Source organism: Sphingobium subterraneum, from assembly GCF_014199435.1.
Taxonomy (GTDB): Bacteria; Pseudomonadota; Alphaproteobacteria; order Sphingomonadales; family Sphingomonadaceae; genus Sphingobium; species Sphingobium subterraneum.
In genome coordinates this window covers 1,152,328-1,174,787 of record NZ_JACIJP010000001.1, presented here as the reverse complement: position 1 = coordinate 1,174,787, position 22,460 = coordinate 1,152,328, and the positions used below count along the sequence as shown (strand labels likewise).

Genomic DNA, 22,460 nt, shown 5'->3' with positions numbered 1-22,460 from the left:
TGGAATCTCACGATCCACTCATAATAACCGTGTATAGGATGCCGTTATAGAGTGCGGCTTTTCACTCACTCCTTGGGCATTGCGCCAGTGATGTTTGCGATCGGGGAACGCCCAGTGCCGCTCGCGCTCCATTATAAGTCTCAAACCTACTTTGGCGGACGGCGGGTACGACCGGCGACACCGGGAAGGGATTTCCGTTGCACGCTCACCTCGCAACGGACGTCCATTTCAGAAAGCTATAATTGAATAGCGTCGTCGGATTTGTCCGGCGCCGGATTATTGCCCATGGATCGCCCTCTCTTGTGGAAACTCAACATAAAGACACGGATGCCATGACGAAAACGCGCCAGATGACACTGATTGCCTTTCTCAATGCCCAGAATTGCGGAAGTTATGTTGGTTCTTGGCGCCATCCGGCGTCGATGTCTGACTTTCTTACTCCCGAATATTATCAGAGGATTGCCCGAACGCTTGAAGATGGCCGCTTTCAAATGGCGTTCTTTGACGATCGTCTCGCGATGCCGGACATTTATGGCAACGACCATCGGGCGACCGTTGAAAACGGCGTGCGTGCGGTCAAGCTCGATCCGACCGTCGTGATGATGACGATGGCCGCCGCGACGACCCATCTCGGACTGGGAGCGACCTATTCGACCACCTATTACGAGCCGTTTCATGTCGCGCGCCATTTCGGAACGCTCGATCTGATGACCAAGGGGCGGGTGGCCTGGAATATCGTGACGTCGATGAATGATTCGGAAGCGGTCAATTTCGGTCGCGACAGTCATCTGGATCACGATCTGCGCTACGACCGTGCCGATGAATTCATGGAAGCCGTGCTCGGGCTGTGGGACAGCTGGGAAAGCGACGCCATCTCGTGCGACAAGGCCAGCGGTCGCTTCGCCGACCCGAACAAGGTTCATCGTCTCGATTATGCGGGCCAGTACTTCAAGACGAAGGGGCCGCTGCCGGTTCCACGCTCTGCCCAAGGTCATCCCGTCTTGCTTCAGGCGGGGTCCAGCGGGCGAGGTCAGCGCTTTGCCGGGCGCTGGGCGGAGCTCGTCTTCACCAGCTACAGCAGTCTCGAAGCGGGCAAGAAGCAATATACCGCCCTGAGAGCCGCCGTGAGCGCCGCCGGTCGGGATCCGGATAGCGTCAAGATTGCGCCGGCGCTCCACGTCATTGTCGGCGAGACGAGCGAAGCTGCTGCGGAAAAACGCGCGATGCTGGAAAGCCTTGCGAAGCCGATCGACGGGCTCACCTTGCTTTGCGAAGTGATGAATGTCGATTTCTCCGACAGACCCTATGATCAGCCTTTCACCGATGAAGAGTTGGCCAATGTTTCGTGGCAGAGTTTTCGCGACAACGTCATCGAACGCAGCGGCAAGAAAAATCCATCGGTGCGAGATTTCGTCGAAATCTCGAAGCGCGGTACATTGAACGACCAGATGGTGATTTCCGGTTCGCCCACCGAAGTCGCCGATCAGATGGAGGCATGGCACGCCGAAGCATGCGATGGCTTCGTGATCCTCGGCAGCGTGTTGCCAGGATCGTACGAGGATTTCGTTCGTCTGGTCGTGCCAGAGCTGCAGCGCCGCGGGCTTCACCAGCGTGACTATAAGGGGACGACGCTGCGGGATTCGCTCGGACTGCCGAAGCCGGAGGTTGGCGACCGGCCTTCGCCCAGTGACGCCCGGCGTCCGGGTTAAGGACGAACGGGCTTTGGATATGGCCATAGCGTGCGGCGGATTTCCGACCTGGTCGGATGGGATCTTGCGTGACGTGACCATGCATGCGCTCCTGTCACGACCTTTTGCTTTAACGGGGATATGTCTTGGCGCGTTATAGATCCTGGCTTTTCGTCCCGGCAAATCGCCCAGATCGTGTTGTCAAAGCGTTCGCTAGCGGCGCGGATGCCGTCATCATCGACCTGGAAGACGCATGCCCGGTCGCGGAGAAAGTGGCGTCGCGCGCCCTTGTCGCTGAAGCGATCGCGAACCATTCGGGCGCTCACGCATTTGTGCGTATCAATGCGGCGACTACGCCGCTGGCGTTGGCGGACCTCGCGGCGGTCATTGTCCCCGGCCTGAGTGGTATCGTGCTTCCCAAAGCGGAAACCCTGGGAATGTTGCATGCGATCGATTGGGCGATCGGGCAATTCGAAACGGAGCGGGGTCTTGCTACCGGGACGGTCGAATTGATGCCGCTGGTGGAATCGGCGCTGGGGCTCGTCGATCTGGCCGCGATCGCCCGATCGGGGCTGTCCCGTATCCGCCGTTTGACCTTCGGCGCGGGGGATTTGACGCTGGATCTCGGCGCGCGCTGGACGACGGACGAGGCCGAACTGTTTCCCTTGCGCTCGGCCCTGGTGGCGGTGTCGCGTGCGGCGGGTCTTGCGCCACCGATCGATACGCCCTGGCCTGCGATTCATGATCAGGCGGGCTATGACCGGTGTCTGGAGCGGGTTCGTGATCTTGGGTTTGGCGGCAAGATGCTGATCCATCCAAGCCATGTCGAGGCCGCCAACCGCACGTTCATGCCGTCTGCCGAAGCCGTCGATTATGCCCGGCGTGTCATTGCCGCAGCCGCGGAGGCCGAGGCTTCGGGAAGCGGGGCCTTTCAACTCGACGGTCGTCTTATCGACCAGGTCAACATCGTGCAGGCGCGCCGCGTGCTTGACGCTCATGAGGCATCCCGATGACATCTCTCCACAAGCCGCTGGAGGGCGTCCGCGTTCTCGACATCGCCACCATGCTCGCCGGACCGTTCTGCGGAACGATTTTGAGCGAATTTGGCGCCGATGTTCTCAAGATCGAGCTGCCCGGTCGCGGGTGTTCGATGCGCAGCATGGGTGGGCTCAATGCCCGCAGCGATGCCGGCTATGCCTGGCTCAGCGAATCCCGCAACAAGCGGGGCGTCACGCTCGATCTGCGCAAACCAGAGGGGGCCGCGCTTTTCAAGCGCATGGTGGCCGAGGCCGACATCGTGATCGAGAATTTCTTGCCCGGCACGCTCGAACGCTGGGGTCTGGGGCCGGATGTGCTGAAAGAGATAAAATCCGATCTCATCCTGGTACGGGTCAGCGCCTATGGCCAGACCGGCCCCTATAAGGGCCGACCCGGTTTCGCGCGCGTGGCCCATGGCTATGGCGGCCTGACCTATCTTGCCGGGGAGGCGGGCAGTCGGCCCGTCATGCCGGGATCGACCAGCCTTGCCGACTACATCACCGGCATGTACGCGGCGATCGGAGCGTTGATGTCATATATCGCGCGTGACCGCTTCGGGGTCGGCAATATCGTGGATATCGCGCTGTACGAGGGCATTTTGCGGATGCTCGACGATATGATTCCGGTCTATGCCGCCGATGGTTTCGTGCGGGAACGGATGGGGCCTGATACCGTCAACCACGTGCCTCACAGCCACTATGCAACCAAGGATGGCCAGTGGACGGCATTGGCGTGCACCAACGACGCGATGTGGCAGCGTTTGTGTGATGCGATGGGACGACCGGACCTGGCGACCGACGCGCGTTACGCGACGATGCCGGATCGGCTTGCGCATCGTGAGGAAGTCAACGGGATCGTCGCCGACTATTTCGGCTCGATGGATCGCGACCCGCTGCTTGAGCATCTCCGCGCGTTCGAGGTGCCGGTTGGGCCAATCAATAATGTCGCGGATATTTTTGCGGACGAGCATATTCAGGAGCGCGGCAACCTCGTCGTGGTGGATGTGGAGGATGTCGGACCGGTGACAATGATGGGCGTGTTACCGCGCCTGAGCGAGACGCCGGGCGTGCTCCGGTCCGCAGGCCCCAAGCTGGGCGAGCATACCGACGAGGTACTGGCAGAAATGGGCATTCCCGAAGATGAGATTGCCCGGCTTCGGGAAGCCAATGTGATCTGATCCCGTCCGCGCGGGGACGGACCTGCGCTCCGCGCTCGGGCCTGACACGGCGTCCGCACCATTGCATCAGAGCTTTGCGTCGATTTTCGGCTGAGGGGACCAAGGCCGTCATTCACGTGCGTCGCTTTTGCATCATCTGTCCATATTGACAGTCATTGACATTAAATGCATATGTTGCCGGAAAGGACCGGAATTGCCCATGAGGCATCCGGCTGTCGTCTGAAAGGCAGGGCTGTCCCGGCTCCTGCACCCCTTTAATAACAGGAGCTGTACATGGTCGATTTTTTCGGTGGCAAAGTCTCGGTCAGTCACCCGGATAAATTCTACATTGGGGGAGAGTGGGTTCAACCCGCGTCCGGCAAGCGTTTGGAACTGGTGTCGCCTGTCACGGAAGAGGTCACGGGCACCGTAGCCGAAGCCACCGAAGCCGATGTTGATAGAGCCGTGGCGGCGGCACGCGAAGCGTTCGACCACGGCCCTTGGCCGCGCATGACCCCGGCCGAACGGGGCGGCTATCTGGCGCGCCTGAACGAAAAGCTCAAGGAGCGTACAGACGAGCTTGCCCACGCGTGGACCGGGCAGGGCGGCGCGCCCTTCATTATGTCGCAGCACTCGACACAGTGGAGCATCGGCCTGATGGATTTTCAGGCGCAGATTGCGGACAAGCATGTGTGGGACGAGGAGCGGACCTCCAGCTACCCGGGGCATGTCAGCATGCTGGTGCGCGAACCGGTCGGCGTTGTCGCGGCCATCATGCCATGGAACGCGCCTTTCTTCTCCGTGGCCGTCAAACTGGCGCCCGCGCTTGTGGCTGGTTGCACGGTTATCCTCAAGCCATCGCCCGAAACGCCGCTCGAAGCCTATATCGTGGCGGAATGCGCCGAGGCGGTGGGTTTCCCTGCCGGAGTCATCAACGTTCTTACCGCGGACCGGGCGGTTTCGGATTACCTCGTCCATCGGCCGGGCGTCGATAAGGTAAGCTTTACGGGCAGCACGGCCGCAGGCAAGCGGATCGGCGCCGTCTGTGCGGAACGCGTGGCGCGTGTCACCCTGGAGCTGGGCGGAAAGGGCCCGGCGATAGTGCTCGACGATTTCGATATCGAAATGGCCACCAGCATCTTGGCGCCGACGCTGACGATGGCAACCGGCCAGTTCTGCGCGAACCTGACGCGCTATCTGGTGTCGCGCGAGCGCCATGACGCGTTTGTTGAGTCGCTGGCGGCCAAACTGAAAGCCGTCACGATCGGCGACCCGTATGAGCCGACCACCCAGATGGGTCCGCTGTCGATGAAGCGGCAGTTTGATCGCGTTGATGGCTATGTCCAGAAAGCGGTTGCCGATGGTGCGACGCTGGTGATGGGCGGGCATCGTCCGCCGCAATTCGAACGCGGCTATTTCTACGAACCCACATTGTTTGCGAACGTCGACAATTCTTCGGTCATTGCCCAGGAGGAAGTGTTCGGCCCGGTCGTCTGTGTCACCGCGTATGAGGATCTGGACGACGCCATTCGGCTTGCGAACGATACCAATTACGGTTTGAGCGCGGCGGTCTTCACCAATGATGTCGATGCCGCCTATCGCGTCGCGCGGTCGGTCCATGCCGGTACGGTCAGCCAAAACAGCCTCCGGCCGGACTTCGCCATCGCTTTCGGCGGGTTTAAGCAATCGGGTATCGGGCGCGAGGGCGGCATGGAAGCCGTTCTGCCTTACCTCGAAACCAAGACGGTCGTCCTCACCGGGAGCCGGACCAAACAGGCGGCCTGACAGGAACAACGTGCGGGGGCTCGCCGAAAGGTCGGCCCCCGTATGTCCCGCAGGCTGTCGAAAGCCGCCAATTGGGTACGCCAATGAAGGAGTGATGGCCTGTGCAGCATGTCGATCCCGGGCTTTCACACATTCCGATGGACCATGGAGACGTTCTTGCGGACATCATGTCTGCAAGCGACGGTACTCCGATTGTCGTCGTCAACCTGCTGAAGTTTCGGGAGCGAGCACTATATCCGTCAGACGCTCCCGAACACGCTCTCGGGCTGTCAGGGCGGGATGCCTATCAGCGGTACGCCGATGCTTCGCTGGAGATCCTTGCTGAAAGAGGCGGCGCTGTGCTTCTGCAGGGGACCGCACCGCGCTATCTGGTCGGGCAGGGCGATTGGGATGCGGTGTGGATTAATCGGTACCCGGGCAAGCAAGCCTATGCAGAGACCATCTCTGATCCACGCCTGCCAGAAATCCTGCGTCACCGAGCGGCCGGGCTGGACCATCAACATGCATTTATCACGCGGCCGATTGAGTCCTAACTCCCCCTGTTAAGTGTTGGGCCGCGATCCTGAATCCAAAGCCGCTTGGCCCTCCGCTTTGAGGGCCTCCATCCGGGGCAGAGCCACGCCAAAGGTCTCGTCCATGAAATCATAGAAAACCTGCATTATTTCTTCTGGCCTCTGGTGCCCGTCCATCATCGCTTTCATCCCGGGATTGCGCCGTGCTTCGAATGCGATCAGCGCTGCGCCCAGCCGCGCCGGCAAATAAAATGGGGCAAGCTCCGGATGTCGTGTCAGGGTGACGCCCCGCGCTTTCAGCACTTTCGCGGCTTCACGTACATTGTAGATCATCTGTCTCGCCTGAACCGGGTCTGTTGTCACAGCTCTGACGGAACCGGCGCGAATGACCTGCGCCGACATGGCCGCGTGCGTTGCGAAATGGACCCACAGCCACTCGCGGAAACGGCGCGTGCTGCTCACGCCCCATCCCGCGTCGCGGAACATCTGAGTTACGGCCTGTTGTCGCGTGGTGGGTCTTTCACCGAATGTGCCCAACGCGACCTTGGGAAAAATCGCGCCACGCAGAACGTGATCGGTGTCGATCCCGCCTCCCGCAAATGGATAGCCCCAGGCAAGCTGGTCAAGCGGCAAGGGCGCAACAACGGTCAGGGGATCAGTCCAGAAATTGGTGAAAATGAGCACCGTCGCATGCCCCACCCGGTTCGTCAGCGCTTCCACGGCCGATTCAATCTGGTGATGGTTAATGCAGACGAAGATCAGGTCGTAGTCATGGTCGGCGGGAAGATCACTCCGCAACCGCGTGCGATAGGTCGTGCGCACGTGCCGATCCGTTCGCTTCTTTTGCCGAAGATCCCAGATATCGAGATCCATTTCGGAAGGGAACTGGCTGATACGGGCGGGGCGTACATAAAAATCGACATGGTGGCCGGCCTTTTCCAACGCCCATCCATATTGCACGGAATTAACGCCGCGACCGAACATTAAGATTTTCACGTTGCATCCCCTGCGCCCGCCCGGACCGCCTTGCGCGCCGATCCGCACGCGATTTTTAGCCGGGCTTTTCAGCAATTAATGACATAATGCGACATATATGACAATGATTGACATAGACGATGAAGCGCGGCATCGTCTGCCCTTCAATCGAGGGCGGATGCACCGGCGTTCGCACCTCATAAACACATAGGTGAGCAATGACTGACGTGGCCGAACCGATGAGCGAAACGGCGGCGGACCGCCTGATCCATGCGGCGCGGGGCAACCCCACCGCGGCGGTCGATCCGACCCGCCTGAAAGAGCTGGAAGAGGCGCTTTTTGCGGCCGCCAAGGCGAGCGGATCTGGCACGCCGGGCGAACGGCGTCGTTCCGAAGCATTTGTCGAGCGGTTGGTTGGCAAGCGGCAGGTCTTTCACCAGCAACCGCGCGAGGTCCACTATCCCGGGCTACCCGATATAGAATTTTTCGATCGCGAGGATTTCGATTGGCTCGGGGAAGTCGAGGCAGCTCACGGTGATATTCGCGACGAGTTTCTCGCGATCCTGAACGAGACGGTGAAGGATGTTCCTGACCTTCCGCAGGGAACGCCCCTGCAACAGTGGAGTCATCTCAATCGCTCACAGCTTTTCGGGGCGTTCCATCTCCTCCTCAACGGGGAAGTGACCGAGACGGCGGCTCGTGCGCCCAAGACGATGGCATTGCTTGATCGCTTGCCTCAACCCCGGATAGCGGGCCGTTCGCCGATGGCGGCGTTCTTCGTGCTGCAACCGAAAATGCCACGCATTCCGTCGCATTGCGGCCCGGTCAACATCCATGTGTTGCTGCACTTGCCGCTTATCTCGCAAGAGGGTTGCGGAATTCGTGTGGGCGCGGAAAGCCGGGAGTGGCGCACCGGCGAGCCCTTCGTTTTCGACGAAACCATCGATCACGAAGCCTGGAACGAGAGTGACGAGCCCTGTGCCATTCTCATCTGCGATATCTGGAATCCGCGATTGAGCGAAAACGAGCGCCGGACGATCGCAGACCTTATGGCCGTCATGAAACGCTTCGCATAGCGGCGCGGACCTCCTGACGTATGTCAGGATAGGAAGATCGGGTCTCGTGACGCTCGCCTGGCCTATCGATTTCAGGGTCACGGAGACGCTTTTTGCGCATCATCGTTGACGACATCCAGAAGAAGGAATGGCGTGCACACTGGCCGGTCGTTGTTGCGGCCATGGCCGGTCTGGCGGCATCCCATGTCCATTTCTACTCGATGGGTGTGATGGTCACGTCGCTCGAGAAGGAATTCGGCTGGTCGCGTACCCAGATAACGTCCGGGCTGTTCATCATTGCCATGATCGGCTTCCCGCTGTCGCCTCTCGTCGGAACGGCGGTCGATCGATTTGGATCAAGGCGGATCGCGCTGTTCGGGATGAGCATTTATTCTCTCGCTGTCGTCTCGCTGTCGTTCGCACAACAATCCTATGTGGTCTGGTGGCTGCTATGGGCCTTCGTCGCGATCGGATATCTGCTCTTGTCACCGACGATCTGGGTGACTGCGATTTCCCGCCTGTTCGATGCGAGCCGCGGCGTGGCGATCGCCGTAACACTGAGTGCGAACGGGCTCATATCATTTGGTGCGCCGTTGTTGACGTTGCTGTTGGTACAGAACTTTGGCTGGCGGGCGGCCTACGCCATTTTGGGGGTTCTGGCAGGGGCGATCGCTTTCCCTCTTCTCTATTTCTTCTTTTCGAGTGGCCGGGACGGCGATGCGGTTCGGCGCACCTCTGCGGTTGTTCCACGGACATATGCCCGCGCAGGATTCCGGTTTCCCAAGGACGTAAATGTGGGAGCTTTCGTCAGACTGGCGTTCGCGGCGTCCGTCATGGCGATGGTCTTTACCGCTGTGGTGGTGAACCTCGTTCCGATCCTAACATCGTCCGGCCTTACGGTCGTAAGCGCCGCAGCCGTTGCGGGCATCGTCGGTGCGATGCAGGTCACGGGCCGATTGGCAGGGGGGTTTCTGCTGGATCGTTTCAACGCCCGCTATGTGGGTGCGCTTGTCGTGCTGTTCCCAATCGCATCGAGCCTTATCTTTATCGGATTTCATGGGTCCGCGATCCTGTGCGGAGTCGGGGTCCTGCTGTTCGGCCTGGCTGCGGGGGCCGAGCTGGACGCGGTCTCTTATCTCGCCTCCCGTTACTTCCCGGCCGGTAATTTCGGGGCCGTGTTTGGATTTGTGATCGGTCTCGCGCTATTGGGTTCAGGGCTGGGACCAATTGTTGCCAGTTTCATTTATGACGTTACTGGCTCGTACCGCCTGATGCTGTGGGCGGTTGTTCCGCTTTGCGCGCTCAGCAGCCTCGCATTTTTGACGCTTGGGCCGTATTTGCGCGCAGACGAGCGCGCGTCGGTCTGAGCGTCAGGTGCCGCCACGCCACCTCAACTCGCTAAATGGGTTCCGGTCCGTCGGCGTCCCATGGACGTGGCCCTGGCTTGACCGAAGCGCGGATGAAATCGCAGAACTTCGCCGCCGCCGGGCTCAGTTCGCTTCCTTCGGCGGTGACAATTCCGAAGGTCCGCACGATACCGGGTGCTGCCAGAGGAACCACGCCGATCGTTGTCTTGAGTTCAATGGGGACAAACGAACTGGGATGGATGCAGACGCCGAGTCCGGCAGCCGCCATCGCGAGCAAGGTGAAGGTGTTGCGCACTTCCTGGGACTCCGGTGCGAGCCGCACAGCCAGCCCCTGGCGATTGGCCTCACCGTTGATGGCTGTGGTCAGGTCGTGAAGTCCCTTTGGCGTGAGCAGCGGTTCCTTGAGCACCTCTGAAAGTGGTGCGGCGTCGTAGCGGAGCAGCGGATGGTCTCGCTGGGTCACAACAACGCACATATCGTCGAACAACGGTTCGTAATGGATGCCGGGCACTGGGTCGCCGAGCGACATGACCGCAAGGTCACAATCGCCTGCCAGAACCTCGGCAATCACTTCGTGGGCGAGAAGGTCATGTACCGCCACCCGCACACCGGGCTGGGCCGCATGGAAAAGCCGTACCAGATTTGGCAACCCAAGCGATGCCACCATCATCGTAGCGCCCACATGCACTTCCCGCGCGCGTGCCGCAGCTTCGCCGGTAAACTCGCGCAACAGAATGCGCAGCCGCGCCAGCGTTTCCGACGACTGAAGGTATAGGCGCGTCCCCTGCGGAGTGAGCTCCACCCTTCGCGTGGTCCGATTAAGCAATCGTGTTCGAATTTTTTCCTCGAGGCGCCGGATGCGATTGCTGATTGCTGGTTGAGACAAATTCAGCTGCTCGGCCGCCCGGCTGAAACTCCCAAGATCCGTAACAGCCAGAAAGGTCTGGAGATCTTCCAGATTAACATCGAAACGATAGCGTTCCAGCTCGCTGACTGATGCTGCCATGTCCTCTCCAAAGGCCTTCTGACCCGTTAACCTGATGGACGGGCATATTTGCCGATCGTCGATACAGGCTGTGAATATATGGGAATGCAGACAGCGGGGTCTAATGAAAGTACGGCATGGCAGATTGCGGTATGCGCATAACGCCGCCGCTGCGCGAGGAGGGGCCAGACGCTTGGATAATGGCCTCCTGGCTCCAGTCATCACTGCTGAATCCCCCGACTTATGGGTTAACAGGGATGGCCATTGGGCCTATGTCAGAACGTGCGCGGCACCGCGTCGGCAGCACTGCCCCACGGACGAAATTCATGCATTACAGTGATCAATATTCTCCGGGAATGCCCGACATCCATTTGATGGGGGACGTACCGTCGGGAACGCACGATGAGCAGGAAGAAACGCTGTTGTTGATGCAGCGTCTGCTGGCAGAACACGGGTCGGATGCGCCACGAGGCATTTCTAGAATATTCGCGGTGCAGAAGCTGACGGGCGGACGGAGTGGCGCGCTCGTTGTCAAAGCCACGCCGGTCCCTGCCCACGGAGATGGCTCCGCGCGGCCGTCCGTCGTGTTGAAGATCACATCCTGCGTGGATGGGCTGGAAGAAAAGGCGAACTACGATCGCTATGTTCATCAAGGCCTTCCGGTCGGGGCGCGCGCAGCGTTGCTCGGGTTCGCCAAGACGCAGGAGCATGCCGGGCTTTGCTACACATTCGTTGGTGGTGATGGACCAAAGGTCGATACGTTGACGGATGAGCTGCGGCGTGGCGATACCCGGTCGCTGACGCGGTTTCTCACCGACTTCTTCCAACCTCTTCGGAACACTTGGTACAATCCCCGCGCAATCGTGCAGGAAAGCGACGTTGTAGGGCGCTATCGCGATCGCTATTTTAGCGGAGAAGCGCGTACGCATTGGAACGAGCCCACCCTGCTTGCCTGTGCAAGGCGCTATTTCGCGGCGGAGCAGAGCGAGGTGGGGTGCCGGGTCGACGGGATCATTTTCCCTTCTCCCCGAAAAGTGCTGCTTGATCGTGGGGCGGTGCCGTATCGGGCCTGTGTGATCCACGGCGATCTGAACACGGATAATGTCATCGTCGCAGACGACGGGTCGATGAAGGTCGTCGATTTTCTCAAGACCGGTCGAGGGCATGTCTACGAGGATCTGGTGGCACTGGAGGCGAGTGTCCGGATCAATTACCCATCAGAACCTTCGTTCGGCGAAATCTGGAACACGGAACGAATGATCGCGACGGATACGCGAACGGATCGCGATGACCCTTATGCGCGGTGCATTCATGCGGTCCGCGCCACTGCGGTCGACTGTTTCGGCTATCCGAATGACGAGGCATATCATTTCGCGGTAGCCGCAATCGGTTTCAGGCTGATGCAGGCGCAGGATCTCTCGCATGCCGCGCGCGCACGGATTACCGCAAGCGCGTTATGGGCCGCAAAGATGCTTGTGGGGGATACGCAACACTAACGCGGGCAGGGCGCCATGCATTATTGAGAGCGCCGCGTCAGCCGCGCGCGCGGGGCAGGAATTCCAGCTCGGGCGGGGGTGTATCGACGATGGCGCCGCAGCCAGCTCCGCATGCCCATCGCCCGGTGTCGGCCCCATAGTCGCCTTCGAGTTGCCACCAGCTCTGGTTGTGTTTGCAGCATATGTCGCAGATCGCCAGACGATGATTGTCACGTCGGTATACACCCGATCCATCGCATTTCGGGCAGTCGCGATCCGCGTTCACCGCCGCGCTGGCGTAAGCGTCAAGCCGGGGTGACTGCTCCTGTTGCTGCCGCAAATAACTACTGGGCGATAACGTCGAATGGACGGGCATTTCCACTTCCGGCCCCAGCAAGATGTAATAATGGTTTCGGGTTTCGACGATCTTGAACGTCTCATACTCGACGATATTCAGTACGCTGGAGGTGTGCAGCACATTGCCGGAGAATTGCGGATGGGAAAGATGGACGATGCAATGGCCCCACACGATCGGAGGTGTGCCGGTCGCCTGTTTCACTGTCATCCATGCACGAAAAATACCATTAAGCTGTTTGGACATGATTATCGCACAACTCCACGCGATAAGCCAACATGGATGTTACCCATCTGTTTTGTCGGCCGCCCCTATGGACCGATATCTCCGCACCTAAGGTCGATGATGGCCGTGCGCACGTTTCCTGTTGCTATCCTTCGATACAAGGACGCTATCAATGGCCGGTCGCAGCACGAGGGATTTCGGTTATGACCTTTGGCTGACAGGGGCGGCGCATCCGGCGTCGAACCGGACGCGTTTCGTCACGGCCATATTCCCCTGAAGCCCTCCGCCCCAACTGGTGAAATAGGCCGAATATCCGCCGCCTTCGCCCCCGCCGGTCAACAGGAGAATGTCCTCCGGCTTATTGACGACGCGGATCGTATCGCCATCCTTGGATTCCTGATTGTACTGGGCCATCGTGCCGAACTTGGCCATGATCTGCGAACGCGAAACGGCGGCGAGTTCGAAGATCCGCTGCTGGACCGCTTCCCTGGTCGTAAAGCCGCTTTTCTGGAGCATGTCCGCGTGGGTCGGGTTCAGCACCACGGCGACCATGCCTTTCCCGAAATGGATATTGTTCCACGCAGGGTTGGCCAGCGCGCCGGCAAGAACCCGCAGGAAAGTATCTCCGTCCTTATCCGGATCGTTGACCTGAAACACGAGCGAATGGGGGCCGTCGCAGCCGAGCAGGGTTACGGTGCTGTCGTCCGCGGCGAACCCGCGCGACACATGGAGGGCATCGAACGGACTGCGCTCTTCGTCTTCGGCCATGCTACAGCCGAACTTGGTCGGCGAGCCGAGTGTGGACATGTCGCCGATGCCCGGTACACCGCCGCCGACGTTGATCATGATCAGCCGGATGGCGCGGCCCAGGGTGGCGTTGGTGCGATATCCTGGTCCCAGCGCGCCCGAGCCGGAATGCACGCCAAACCATTCGCGCGCGGGGCCGTTGACGACCGCAAATATGCCCAGGGGATGCGTCGTATGCTGCAGCGGCCCGATCTCCATGACCGGATCCGTCAACGCCTCGCATGCTGCGACGACAAGGGGGAACATCTCCGGATCACAGCCCGCCATCACCGCGTTGATCGCAGCCAGCTCGAACGTCAGCAGTCCATCTGCGGGGCCGACCGTTCCAATGACGAGGTCGCGATCCATGCTGCCCGCGTGTAGCAGCATCCTGTCCACGCGCTCGGGCGTGGGGACGATCACCGGGAGGCCATCCGTTCGTCGGGCCTGATGCAGGGCATTGACGGCATGATCCTCTGACTTCGCGGTGAGCACCGCCGCGGCGGTGCTCATGCCGCCGCCGCCGTCACGTTCGACGATGTCTCGGTTGCTGCAACCTGGCCAGTGGTCAACGCCCGCAGGATCTGCGGAGCGACGTTTGCGGCCACCGCCTTATGAAATTCGGGTGCTTCGCCTGCCATCGGATAGGGAAGGATGACCATGGGCAGATCGGGCAAGCCGCTGGCCCGGGCGACGAACGCCGCCTCCTCCGCAAACGTCGAAGTCACCATCGCGACTACGGGTACGCCCGTCTGGGCAAGAACGACCGCGTCGCGCACCAGGCTCGCCGTGCAACTGCCGCAATGACCATAGGCCAGGAGGACGGCATCATAGCGCGAAGCGATGTCTGCGATGATGTCGGGAGAGGTCATGTCTGCGGCGTTGCGGCCTGATCCCTTGTCAAAGGGAGCAAACGCCGCACCCGGAATGGAGCGCGCGATGACGTCCGAAACATCCTCGAGAAACGCATCCGCATCGACATAGCTGTTGTTCAGCAAGGCTATCGCGGGATTCGGCGAAACTTCCAACCGGCACTCATAGGGCTGGACCGGAGTACCCGGCGCCCCATAGGGATCAAGATAGGTTACGAGCGTATCCTGTTGCGCGTTCAGCGTCGACATAGTGCACCTCTCCGTTGATTGCCCTTGATGGCCCTCGCCAAATTCCGGCGGGTGGCGCGAAAGCCCCGAGCTGCGCCCAGCGTTAGCAGTTTTTCATTCCGGGCTTCATTACGAACCATTATCAGGGTCCTGATCGAATTTTATCAATGCTTTCGAGAAACCGTGATGGGCGCTCCACCGGGTTCCCGTGCGTCACCAATCCCTAGCACTCCGGACGATCGATCGCGCGGCGCCATGGCGGACCGTGATTGCCAACGAAATGCTTCCGCCGTGGTTGGCATGCCATAATCTTCAAGCCCGCACATTGCCGAACGTCCCGCCGGAAAAGACCGTTGATTTTGATTTCCAAAGACAAATCTACGCGCTCTCTGCGCCTTGTCAATCAGTGAATGAAGTGGCATAAAATGACATATCACAGGGATATATAACCACGTGATATTATAGGGTCGCCCCAAAGGCTTGCTAAGCCCCACATCGCACGACCGTTCGGATGCAATGGGCAGAAGCTTGCAGCAGGCATGGCACGCGTAAATCAGGAGAGGTTGCTAGGTGATGAGTGAATCGTTCGATGCGGTAATTCGCAATGGCACCGTTGTTGATGGTTCCGGGAGCGAAGCCTACACGGCGGATATTGCCATTTCCGGCGGGGTGATTCATTCGATCGGCAAGGTCGAGGGAACCGGTCGCACAGAGGTCGACGCGACAGGGAAGATTGTCACGCCGGGCTTCATAGACGTTCACACGCATTATGATGGGCATGTTACCTGGGGTGACACGTTGCGGCCGTCGACTCATCACGGCGTCACCACGGTGGTTATCGGGAATTGCGGACTCGGATTTGCGCCTTGCAAGCCGAGCCAGCGCGACATGCTCGTCACGCTCATGGAGGGCATCGAGGATATTCCACGAGACGTGATGACCGCTGGATTGCCGTGGAAGTGGGAGACGTTTCCGGAGTTTATGGATTTTCTGAGCAGTCGCTCATTTGATGCGGATGTGGCCGTGCTGGTGCCGCACGCTGCGATCCGCGTCTATGTGATGGGCGAGCGGGCGACGTCCGATGGGATAGCGACGCCGGAAGACCTCGAGCAAATGACCGCGCTGGTGGCCGAAGCGGTGCGCGCTGGTGCCATAGGTGTGGCGACGTCCCGCCACTATCTCGATTGCGGCTCCGACGGCAAGCAGGCCCCGCACGTGAAAGCGAACCGCGAGGAGTTGCTGGCGCTTGCACGGGGTCTGAAGCTGGCGAACGGCGGCATTTTCCAGGTGATCCCGCGCATGGTGGATTTCCTGGCCCAGGAAGAGATCGGGAAACTGGGTCAAGAGCAATTCGTCAAGGAAGAGCTGGATTTGTTTCGGGAGATATCAGAAGTTTCAGGCCGCCCGCTGACCTATTCCCTGATGGATTCCTCATGGGTGCCGGGCCTTTATGCCCATGCGTTGCGCGAGACGCAGCGTGTGAATGATGAGCATGGCACACGGATAAAGCCGCAGGTCTTCCCACGGCCGATTGGTATGCTGATCGGCCTCGATCTTTCCGTCCATCCTTTCAAATTCCACCCCTCCTACATGCAGATCAAGGATTTGCCGCTGGCCGAGCGGGTGGCGATCATGCGCGATCCGGAATTTCGCAAGAAGCTGCTGTCGGAGGAGCCTGACAATGAGGTGGCCGGACCGCTGGGCATGGTGCACGTCCATCTCAGCCAGCAAGGCTTCCAGTTGGGCAACCCGCCGCGTTACACGCTCGAACCCGAGCGGAGCATGCGGTTCGAGGCGGAGCGCCGCGGCGTGTCGAATTTTGAGGTTGCGCTCGACTGGCTGCTGGAGATGGACGGTCGCAATCTTTACGCCGCGCCCGGCGGCAACGTCGGTTCCCCAACGCTCGATGATTGCGGCGTGATGCTGAAGGATCCGAACGCGATCGTTGGTCTTGGCGATGGGGGCGCGCACTCCGGCTTCGTGAGCGATGCCAGTTTTCCGACGACGCTGCTGGGATATTGGGCGCGTGACCGGAAGGGGGAGGGCAAGATTTCTCTCCCGCTGGCGGTCAACCTGCTGTCGTATCGCAATGCGGAGGCCTTTGGCATGGCGGACCGCGGGTTGCTTGCGCCGGGGATGCGCGCCGACCTTAACATCATCGATTTTGCCCGGCTCGACACCTGCCTGCCGGAAACCATCTGGGATTTGCCCGCAAACGAGAGGCGGGTGACGCAACACGCGCAGGGTTATGTGGCCACCATGCTGCGGGGTGAATTCACCAGCCTTTCGGATCAGTCGACCGGTGCCACGCCGGGGGGACTGGTCAGATACAAAAACGCCGCCTGAACATGAGCGCGATCTGAAAATACACGCTGACGGACAGCGAACACACAAGCTGTGCACAAAGCTCAGCGGTATCGAGGAGGGGGATAAAATGATCGTACGAAATGGAACGCGTCACGCTATGAAAATGAGGGCGCTCACGACTGCGACCGCGATGGTAACTCCGTTTTTGCTGGCAGCTGTGCCCGCTCATGCCCAGGACAGCGAGGCGCAGGAGATTATCGTGACCGCACAAAAGCGTGAGCAGGCCCTGATTGACGTTCCGGCGGCAATCACCGCGATCGGCGGCGATCAATTGCGGGCGACGGGGACGGCCAGCTTCCCGGCCGTAGCTCAGCAGGTGCCTGGGTTTACCGTCGAGTATGAGCGCGGAAAGAATGCAACGCCAAGCTTCAATATTCGCGGCGTCGCGGGTGACGGGCTTGGTTCGCGACTGAATGAAAGCTCCGTCGCGATCTACACCGATGACGTCTATCTCGGCGATGAGAACATGCTCAACGGGCAAATCTTCGACGTCCAGCGCGTCGAAATTCTGCGTGGGCCGCAGGGCACGCTGTTCGGGCGCAACACGACGGCCGGCCTTGTTCATTTTGTCTCCCAGTCGCCGACGGACGAAGTCTCCGGTTACGGCTCTGTGGGCTATGGCCAGAACGACGATGTAACGCTCGAGGGCGCTATAAGCGGCGGATTGGCCAGCAATGTCCGCGCCCGCGTCTCAGGCAAGTGGAATCGCAACGACGGCAATTATCGCAACAAATATCTTGGCGCCGGACAAAACGGCGTGCCCAAACGGTTGGGCGCGACCAATATCTGGGGCATCCGGGGTATCCTCGACGTGGATCTGGGGGAAAGAACCACGATCCGGCTGATCGGAGCATATTCTAATAACGATTCCCAGGTAACGCCTTTCAATATGGTCGGTTCGCTAAAGCCCGGCACGACTATCAAACGGCCTTACACACGGGCCGATCAATGCTCCGCTTCGGACATCTTCGATGGCAATTGCGTGGGCCAATCGCAGCTTTTCGGGTCTTTGCCGAATGCGGGCAGAGAGGCTGGCGCGGCGCTGACCGCCAAAACTGCCGATCAGTTGCGCGCCAATGGGGATGGTGGCCTTGTAACGCTTAAACTAACCCATGAATTTGAGTGGGCGACGTTGACGTCTATCGCCAATTACGCGACCAACAATTTCCACATCGGACTGGATGGCGGTCGGTTCACGCCCAGCGTCTTGCCGGGCAATCCGCTCACCACCGCAGTCGACCCCTACATTACTGTCGATCGCAAGAACAAGGCGCATCAATATAGCGAAGAGCTGCGCCTGAACGGTGCGACGGACTCCTTCAGCTGGGTTGTCGGCGCATTTTATTACACGGATAGCAAGTCAAGCCAGACGATCACCGGCTTTCCCTTGGCGCGTTCTCTTGTCTACGCCATCGGTGCCGTCGATTCGCACTCCTATGCGTTGTTTGGTCAGCTTGACAATCATCTGAGCGAAACCATTTCGGTGTCTATCGGTGGCCGGTACACCAGCGATAAACGCGAACTGAAGACCGGCGTGACATACAACGCTTTCTCCGTGCCGCAGGGCGGTTTCCAGGACGTGCGCGCCAACATGATCGCCGCAGGTTTGCCGGTAAAATCGAACACCCGAGATTTTACCGGCTCGCTGGGCGTTAAATGGAAGCCTTCTTCGACGGCCAGCTACTACCTGAATTATTCGCGTGGCATCAAGGGAGCGGGCTTCAACACCGGCTGGAATCCGGGGAATAGCGTCGCGGCGAATAACCGGCTCACGGGGCCGGTTCCTCAGGAAATCCTAGACTCGTTCGAAATCGGTGCGAAAAACAGGCTGTTCGATCGGAAGCTGTCCATCAACACAGCGTTGTTCTTCTACCAGTATCAGGGGAAGCAGCAGGCGATATCCGTTCTGGATACGACAACCGGCATCGCGACATTCAATTATATTGGGTCTGGTGATGCCCAGGTCTGGGGAGCGGAAACCGAAATCGGCTTCAAGCCGAACCCGCATTGGGACTTCAATCTGTCCGGCTCGGTACTTGGTAACAAGATTACCAAATCGAGCATCGTGACTCCCGACAATTTTGGTGTACCGACGCGCCTGCAAGGAAAGCATCTGTATAATACACCGACCTGGACGTTCAACGCGGTGGTGGCATATCACCTTCCAATTGAAACTCTGGGGGAGTTCACGCTCCAGACGGAAGTAAACGGGGTATCCTCACGCAACTATTCGATCGTGAACGATCCTTTGTCGACTGTTCCTTCTGTCGTTCTCGCGAACCTTCGGCTTCTTTGGCAGTCGCCTAACGGGATGTACAATGCACAGGTTTTTGTCACCAACCTATTTGATACGCCGTCCGTTCTCCGGTTGTCCGATAACACAACATCGAACTTCGGGACTGAGGGGATTACCGAGGGAGAAGGTCGTCTTTGGGGCATAAGAATGGGTCTGAAGTTCTAGGTTTCATTCGCCGGATATCGCCTTCTGCACGTTCCAGGCCCCAGGTAGTGCAGAAGGCATATTCTGTTTTAACTTCCAGGGTCGGCGCGCCCGACCCACGGATTAATGTATTTTAGGATAGCTTTCATGGACGCGAGCAATCACATCTTGTCTCTCGATCAGGATCCGTTCAGCGAGATCGCAACATTCCATCGCGATTGTCATGCTCGCTACGATCGCGTTCGCGACAAGGGTGTTGCGTTCAGCCCCAGTTTCAATGCCTGGATCGTCTTCAAGCACAATCTGCTGCATGATTTTTTTGGAGCTCCGGAATCCTTCCCCGTTATCCCGATGGGTCAGGATGCGCCGGAACCGGCGCGCACGATGCTGAGGTTGAATATGCTCGCCAACAACGGTGAGGCGCATCGCCGTCACCGTTCTTTGGTCCAGGGCTTCTTCACGCCGCAGGCCGTCAGGAAGCTCGAACGCGATATCGAGAAGATTGTCGACGAAGAGCTGGCAGTGATGGCCGAGCGCGGCGAGATGGATGCGGTACGGGATTTTTCGTTCCGCCTCCCGGTTCGTGTGATCGTTCATATGCTCGGAGTTCCGCTCGATCGCGCGGACGATTTTTCCACATGGGGGAACTGGCTGGTCAAGATTGGCGATCCCAGCTTCGATCACCTGCCGCATGCAGCAACGATCGAAAAAGTGTTCGGCGAGATGCTGGACTTCCTGCGCGAGCAAATCGAGGATCGCGAGAAGTCGCCAAAGGACGATCTTATCACCCACCTTGTGGCCCAAAAGGCGACGCAGCCCTGGCTGACGTTCGATGATATCTGGACGTCCATTACGTTCATTCTCACAGCGGGGCATGAGACGACGACCAACTTGATATCCAGCGGCATCCTGACGCTCCTCAAGAATCCGGACCAACTAGCCCGCCTGAAGGGCGATATGTCGCTTCTCGACCTGTGCATTGATGAATTGGCGCGATACGAGGGACCGGTGTCGATCGCCGTTCCGCGGATCGCCAGTCATGACGTCACGCTGGGATCCACGTCTATCAAGGCGGGGGACGTGATCATTGCATGTCTGCAGGCGGCCAACCGCGATCCCGAAATTTTCGACAACCCGCACCAGTTCGACATATTTCGCAAAGAAAAGTCTTCGATCAGCTTTGGTTATGGCCCGCACTTCTGCTTGGGAAAGCATCTTGCACGGCTGGAGGCGAAGGTCGCTTTGCGCCAATTGTTCACCCAATTTCCTGATCTGCGTGTCGACGCAGCGGAGATGGAAAATCCTGTCTGGCAACCGCTGATCCAGACGAGGGGGCTAAAATCTCTTCGTCTCTACGCGTCATAAGGCGAGGCGTCACAAACGCGTCAGGTAATAAGATTCGGGTCGGAAAAAGGGGTAACGGCACCACCGCATTATGATATGAGGGCAGGGGGGCAGCCAACGCCGCCCATGGTGGACCGACTATGAATTTCAGCCTTTCGGAGCTTCAGGCTTTTGTCTCGATCGTCAGGACGGGCACCTTCACGGGGGCGGCAAACCGGATCAACATAACCCAGCCAGCGCTCAGTCGACGCATCCAGCTCATTGAAAATGCGATCGGCGTGCCGCTGTTCGAACGTCTGTCTACGGGGCCGATGCTCACGGACGCGGGGCAGGAATTCCTGCCCTATGCCGAAGCGGTGCTGATGGCGCTGGAAGAGGCGGAGGATGCCGCACGCGGCAACGTCAAGGGCGATCGTGGCCAGGTATCCTTCGCGGCGATCGGTATGCTTTGCACGACGCGCCTCGTGAACGCCCTCCGGCAATTTTGCGCGGACGCGGCCGGGGCGGAGCTGTCGCTTTCCTTCCACGCCAATACGAGCGAAAGCCTGAGCGATGTCGTCCTGCACGGCAAGGCGACGTGGGGCTTGCGATATGGAGAGGATCCCCGCCTCCACTCCGAAGTGATCGGACAGGAACGACTGCTGATCGTCTGTTCACGTGACCACAAGTTGGCAACAGCAAAGAACGTTTCGTCGAACCGCTTGGCGGATGAGCCTTGGATATCGTCGCCGCTCGGCATCGGCCCTGACGATGGATCCCTGTGGTCGGATATGGCCGCGCCCGATGTTGCGGGTCGGCATATCATGCTTACAGACAGCATCGCTGCGCAAAAGAGCCTGATCGAAGCAGGCTTCGGCGTGGGACTGGTGCCAAGCAGCAGCGTGGAGGCGGACCTTCGCGATGGCAGTCTGCGCCAGATCGATACAGCCGCGCCGCAACCCACGGTCCCGATCGCGCTGGTGCGTCGGAAAGGCACATTTGTTAGCAAAGCTTCGCAGCAATTTGCGCGCCTGATTATCGAAGCGCACGCCGAATAAGCCGTTTAAATTAAAGGTTGTTCTTTGATCGTCGCCCGGTCTTGTCCCGACGTGCGCGGCGCGTGACGCGACGAACCGTCGATGCGTGTTCCGCATGATAAAATGACAACAATATATTGGACACATAGGCCAAAAAGCGGTTTTGATAGGGCCAGGATGTTCGAGTCCGCCAAGGCCTTGAGCGGCAAATACCCAATGTTGGCAATAGGTCGTGCCTCACCCTGAGGTGGCGCGAGGGGGTGAAACGCCTGGAAAATTCGGGGCGGTAACCCGAGAGAGGGAGAAGACGAAAATGGTATTGGATATCGCGAAAGAACTGGAGAAGACGCTTCATCTTCACAGCACAGAGCTGCCGTACGTCCAGATCGACAAGGGAATGGAATTTCGTCTGCTCCACGCTCGCCCTCAAGAAAATTACTATGTCACGCAGATTCGGGCTCAGCCGGGCGTGGAGGGAGGACTCCACAAGCATCCTTTTGAGCGGGGCGCGGGCGGTTTTACGCTGCGTGGCGCCTGGGGACACGACCATCAGTATCTGTATCGGCCGGGAACCTATATCTTTGAGACCCCCGGCGTCATTCATCAGTTCCTCAATGGCCCCGAAGAAACGGAAATCCTGTTTTTCGGTGACCTTCATGCCGACTTCGTCGATCCTGAAACCTTGGGGATCAAGTCCGTTGTGACAGCCGACAAGATCATCAAGCGCTATATAGAGCAATGCGAAGAGCAGGGGATCACGCCGCACTATCTGAAATAGTCGCGAGGGGCGG

Annotated in this window: 18 protein-coding genes; 13 read left to right on the top strand and 5 right to left on the bottom strand. The window is 59.3% G+C overall.

Features of this window, described 5'->3' with window-relative positions; all coding sequences use genetic code 11:
• Nucleotides 1-332 precede the first annotated feature (332 nt).
• The 5 genes from FHS92_RS05655 to FHS92_RS05635 all read left to right on the top strand — a co-directional run bounded on the left by FHS92_RS05655 (nucleotide 333) and on the right by FHS92_RS05635 (nucleotide 6,200).
• On the top strand, nucleotides 333-1,709 hold the full coding sequence (locus FHS92_RS05655; RefSeq protein ID WP_184078264.1) for an LLM class flavin-dependent oxidoreductase: 1,377 nt from the start codon (nucleotides 333-335) through the stop codon (nucleotides 1,707-1,709).
• A 125-nt stretch (nucleotides 1,710-1,834) separates the two neighbouring features.
• A complete protein-coding gene (locus FHS92_RS05650) occupies nucleotides 1,835-2,701 on the top strand; it encodes an HpcH/HpaI aldolase/citrate lyase family protein (RefSeq protein ID WP_184078262.1) in 867 nt (288 codons plus the stop codon).
• The gene (locus tag FHS92_RS05645; protein ID WP_184078260.1) at nucleotides 2,698-3,903 is read left to right on the top strand and encodes a CaiB/BaiF CoA transferase family protein; all 1,206 of its coding nucleotides are present in this window, start codon (nucleotides 2,698-2,700) and stop codon (nucleotides 3,901-3,903) included. Before FHS92_RS05650 ends, FHS92_RS05645 begins: the two co-directional genes overlap by 4 nt.
• 273 nt (nucleotides 3,904-4,176) lie before the next feature.
• On the top strand, nucleotides 4,177-5,667 hold the full coding sequence (locus tag FHS92_RS05640) for an aldehyde dehydrogenase (RefSeq protein ID WP_184078258.1): 1,491 nt from the start codon (nucleotides 4,177-4,179) through the stop codon (nucleotides 5,665-5,667).
• 101 nt (nucleotides 5,668-5,768) lie between these two features.
• On the top strand, nucleotides 5,769-6,200 hold the full coding sequence (locus FHS92_RS05635; protein WP_184078256.1) for a DUF1330 domain-containing protein: 432 nt from the start codon (nucleotides 5,769-5,771) through the stop codon (nucleotides 6,198-6,200).
• 9 nt (nucleotides 6,201-6,209) lie between these two features.
• Here FHS92_RS05635 and FHS92_RS05630 read toward each other — a convergent pair whose 3' ends face one another.
• Nucleotides 6,210-7,175 carry a 2-dehydropantoate 2-reductase N-terminal domain-containing protein gene (locus FHS92_RS05630; RefSeq protein WP_184078254.1) on the bottom strand — a complete coding sequence of 322 codons (966 nt, stop codon included), beginning with the start codon at nucleotides 7,173-7,175 and terminating at the stop codon, nucleotides 6,210-6,212.
• A 197-nt stretch (nucleotides 7,176-7,372) separates the two neighbouring features.
• Between FHS92_RS05630 and FHS92_RS05625 the strand changes: the two genes are divergently transcribed.
• Together FHS92_RS05625 and FHS92_RS05620 are read left to right on the top strand one after the other, a co-directional pair.
• Nucleotides 7,373-8,230, top strand: a complete 858-nt coding sequence (locus FHS92_RS05625; protein ID WP_184078252.1) for an aspartyl/asparaginyl beta-hydroxylase domain-containing protein — start codon at nucleotides 7,373-7,375, stop codon at nucleotides 8,228-8,230.
• Nucleotides 8,231-8,322: 92 nt separating this feature from the next.
• Nucleotides 8,323-9,576: an MFS transporter gene (locus FHS92_RS05620; RefSeq protein WP_184078250.1), complete on the top strand. Its 1,254-nt coding sequence runs from the start codon at nucleotides 8,323-8,325 to the stop codon at nucleotides 9,574-9,576.
• Between the two features lie 31 nt (nucleotides 9,577-9,607).
• Here the strand turns inward: FHS92_RS05620 and FHS92_RS05615 are convergent, their stop codons facing one another.
• Nucleotides 9,608-10,582: a LysR family transcriptional regulator gene (locus FHS92_RS05615; RefSeq protein ID WP_184078247.1), complete on the bottom strand. Its 975-nt coding sequence runs from the start codon at nucleotides 10,580-10,582 to the stop codon at nucleotides 9,608-9,610.
• A gap of 305 nt (nucleotides 10,583-10,887) precedes the next feature.
• Here FHS92_RS05615 and FHS92_RS05610 point away from each other — a divergent pair, with 305 nt between their 5' ends.
• Nucleotides 10,888-12,057: a phosphotransferase gene (locus tag FHS92_RS05610; RefSeq protein WP_184078245.1), complete on the top strand. Its 1,170-nt coding sequence runs from the start codon at nucleotides 10,888-10,890 to the stop codon at nucleotides 12,055-12,057.
• A gap of 37 nt (nucleotides 12,058-12,094) precedes the next feature.
• Here FHS92_RS05610 and FHS92_RS05605 read toward each other — a convergent pair whose 3' ends face one another.
• From FHS92_RS05605 to FHS92_RS18150, 3 genes are all read right to left on the bottom strand, one after another.
• On the bottom strand, nucleotides 12,095-12,637 hold the full coding sequence (locus FHS92_RS05605; RefSeq protein WP_184078243.1) for a hypothetical protein: 543 nt from the start codon (nucleotides 12,635-12,637) through the stop codon (nucleotides 12,095-12,097).
• Nucleotides 12,638-12,817: 180 nt separating this feature from the next.
• Complete coding sequence (locus FHS92_RS05600) at nucleotides 12,818-13,915, bottom strand: hypothetical protein (RefSeq protein WP_184078241.1); 1,098 nt, start codon at nucleotides 13,913-13,915, stop codon at nucleotides 12,818-12,820.
• On the bottom strand, nucleotides 13,912-14,523 hold the full coding sequence (locus tag FHS92_RS18150; RefSeq protein ID WP_221230890.1) for a UGSC family (seleno)protein: 612 nt from the start codon (nucleotides 14,521-14,523) through the stop codon (nucleotides 13,912-13,914). The genes FHS92_RS05600 and FHS92_RS18150 overlap by 4 nt, the downstream gene beginning before the upstream one ends.
• A 552-nt stretch (nucleotides 14,524-15,075) precedes the next feature.
• Here FHS92_RS18150 and FHS92_RS05590 point away from each other — a divergent pair.
• From FHS92_RS05590 to FHS92_RS05570, 5 genes are all read left to right on the top strand, one after another.
• Entirely contained in the window at nucleotides 15,076-16,848 is a 1,773-nt protein-coding gene (locus FHS92_RS05590) for an N-acyl-D-amino-acid deacylase family protein (RefSeq protein WP_184078239.1), read from the top strand.
• Between the two features lie 118 nt (nucleotides 16,849-16,966).
• Complete coding sequence (locus tag FHS92_RS05585; protein ID WP_184078237.1) at nucleotides 16,967-19,330, top strand: TonB-dependent receptor; 2,364 nt, start codon at nucleotides 16,967-16,969, stop codon at nucleotides 19,328-19,330.
• 126 nt (nucleotides 19,331-19,456) lie between these two features.
• Nucleotides 19,457-20,674: a cytochrome P450 gene (locus FHS92_RS05580; RefSeq protein WP_184078235.1), complete on the top strand. Its 1,218-nt coding sequence runs from the start codon at nucleotides 19,457-19,459 to the stop codon at nucleotides 20,672-20,674.
• A gap of 119 nt (nucleotides 20,675-20,793) precedes the next feature.
• Complete coding sequence (locus tag FHS92_RS05575; protein WP_184078233.1) at nucleotides 20,794-21,690, top strand: LysR family transcriptional regulator; 897 nt, start codon at nucleotides 20,794-20,796, stop codon at nucleotides 21,688-21,690.
• Between the two features lie 292 nt (nucleotides 21,691-21,982).
• Nucleotides 21,983-22,447: a cupin domain-containing protein gene (locus tag FHS92_RS05570; protein WP_184078231.1), complete on the top strand. Its 465-nt coding sequence runs from the start codon at nucleotides 21,983-21,985 to the stop codon at nucleotides 22,445-22,447.
• Nucleotides 22,448-22,460 lie beyond the last annotated feature (13 nt).

Bases quoted from the DNA above. Each gene is read 5' to 3' on its own strand.
- FHS92_RS05570 (WP_184078231.1), top strand. From the start codon at position 21,983: ATGGTATTGGATATCGCGAAAGAACTGGAGAAGACGCTTCATCTTCAC.
- FHS92_RS05605 (WP_184078243.1), bottom strand. From the start codon at position 12,637: ATGTCCAAACAGCTTAATGGTATTTTTCGTGCATGGATGACAGTGAAA.
- FHS92_RS05610 (WP_184078245.1), top strand. From the start codon at position 10,888: ATGCATTACAGTGATCAATATTCTCCGGGAATGCCCGACATCCATTTG.
- FHS92_RS05585 (WP_184078237.1), top strand. From the start codon at position 16,967: ATGAAAATGAGGGCGCTCACGACTGCGACCGCGATGGTAACTCCGTTT.
- FHS92_RS05575 (WP_184078233.1), top strand. From the start codon at position 20,794: ATGAATTTCAGCCTTTCGGAGCTTCAGGCTTTTGTCTCGATCGTCAGG.
- FHS92_RS05590 (WP_184078239.1), top strand. From the start codon at position 15,076: ATGAGTGAATCGTTCGATGCGGTAATTCGCAATGGCACCGTTGTTGAT.
- FHS92_RS05655 (WP_184078264.1), top strand. From the start codon at position 333: ATGACGAAAACGCGCCAGATGACACTGATTGCCTTTCTCAATGCCCAG.
- FHS92_RS05645 (WP_184078260.1), top strand. From the start codon at position 2,698: ATGACATCTCTCCACAAGCCGCTGGAGGGCGTCCGCGTTCTCGACATC.
- FHS92_RS05640 (WP_184078258.1), top strand. From the start codon at position 4,177: ATGGTCGATTTTTTCGGTGGCAAAGTCTCGGTCAGTCACCCGGATAAA.
- FHS92_RS18150 (WP_221230890.1), bottom strand. From the start codon at position 14,523: ATGTCGACGCTGAACGCGCAACAGGATACGCTCGTAACCTATCTTGAT.
- FHS92_RS05600 (WP_184078241.1), bottom strand. From the start codon at position 13,915: ATGAGCACCGCCGCGGCGGTGCTCACCGCGAAGTCAGAGGATCATGCC.
- FHS92_RS05625 (WP_184078252.1), top strand. From the start codon at position 7,373: ATGACTGACGTGGCCGAACCGATGAGCGAAACGGCGGCGGACCGCCTG.
- FHS92_RS05615 (WP_184078247.1), bottom strand. From the start codon at position 10,582: ATGGCAGCATCAGTCAGCGAGCTGGAACGCTATCGTTTCGATGTTAAT.
- FHS92_RS05580 (WP_184078235.1), top strand. From the start codon at position 19,457: ATGGACGCGAGCAATCACATCTTGTCTCTCGATCAGGATCCGTTCAGC.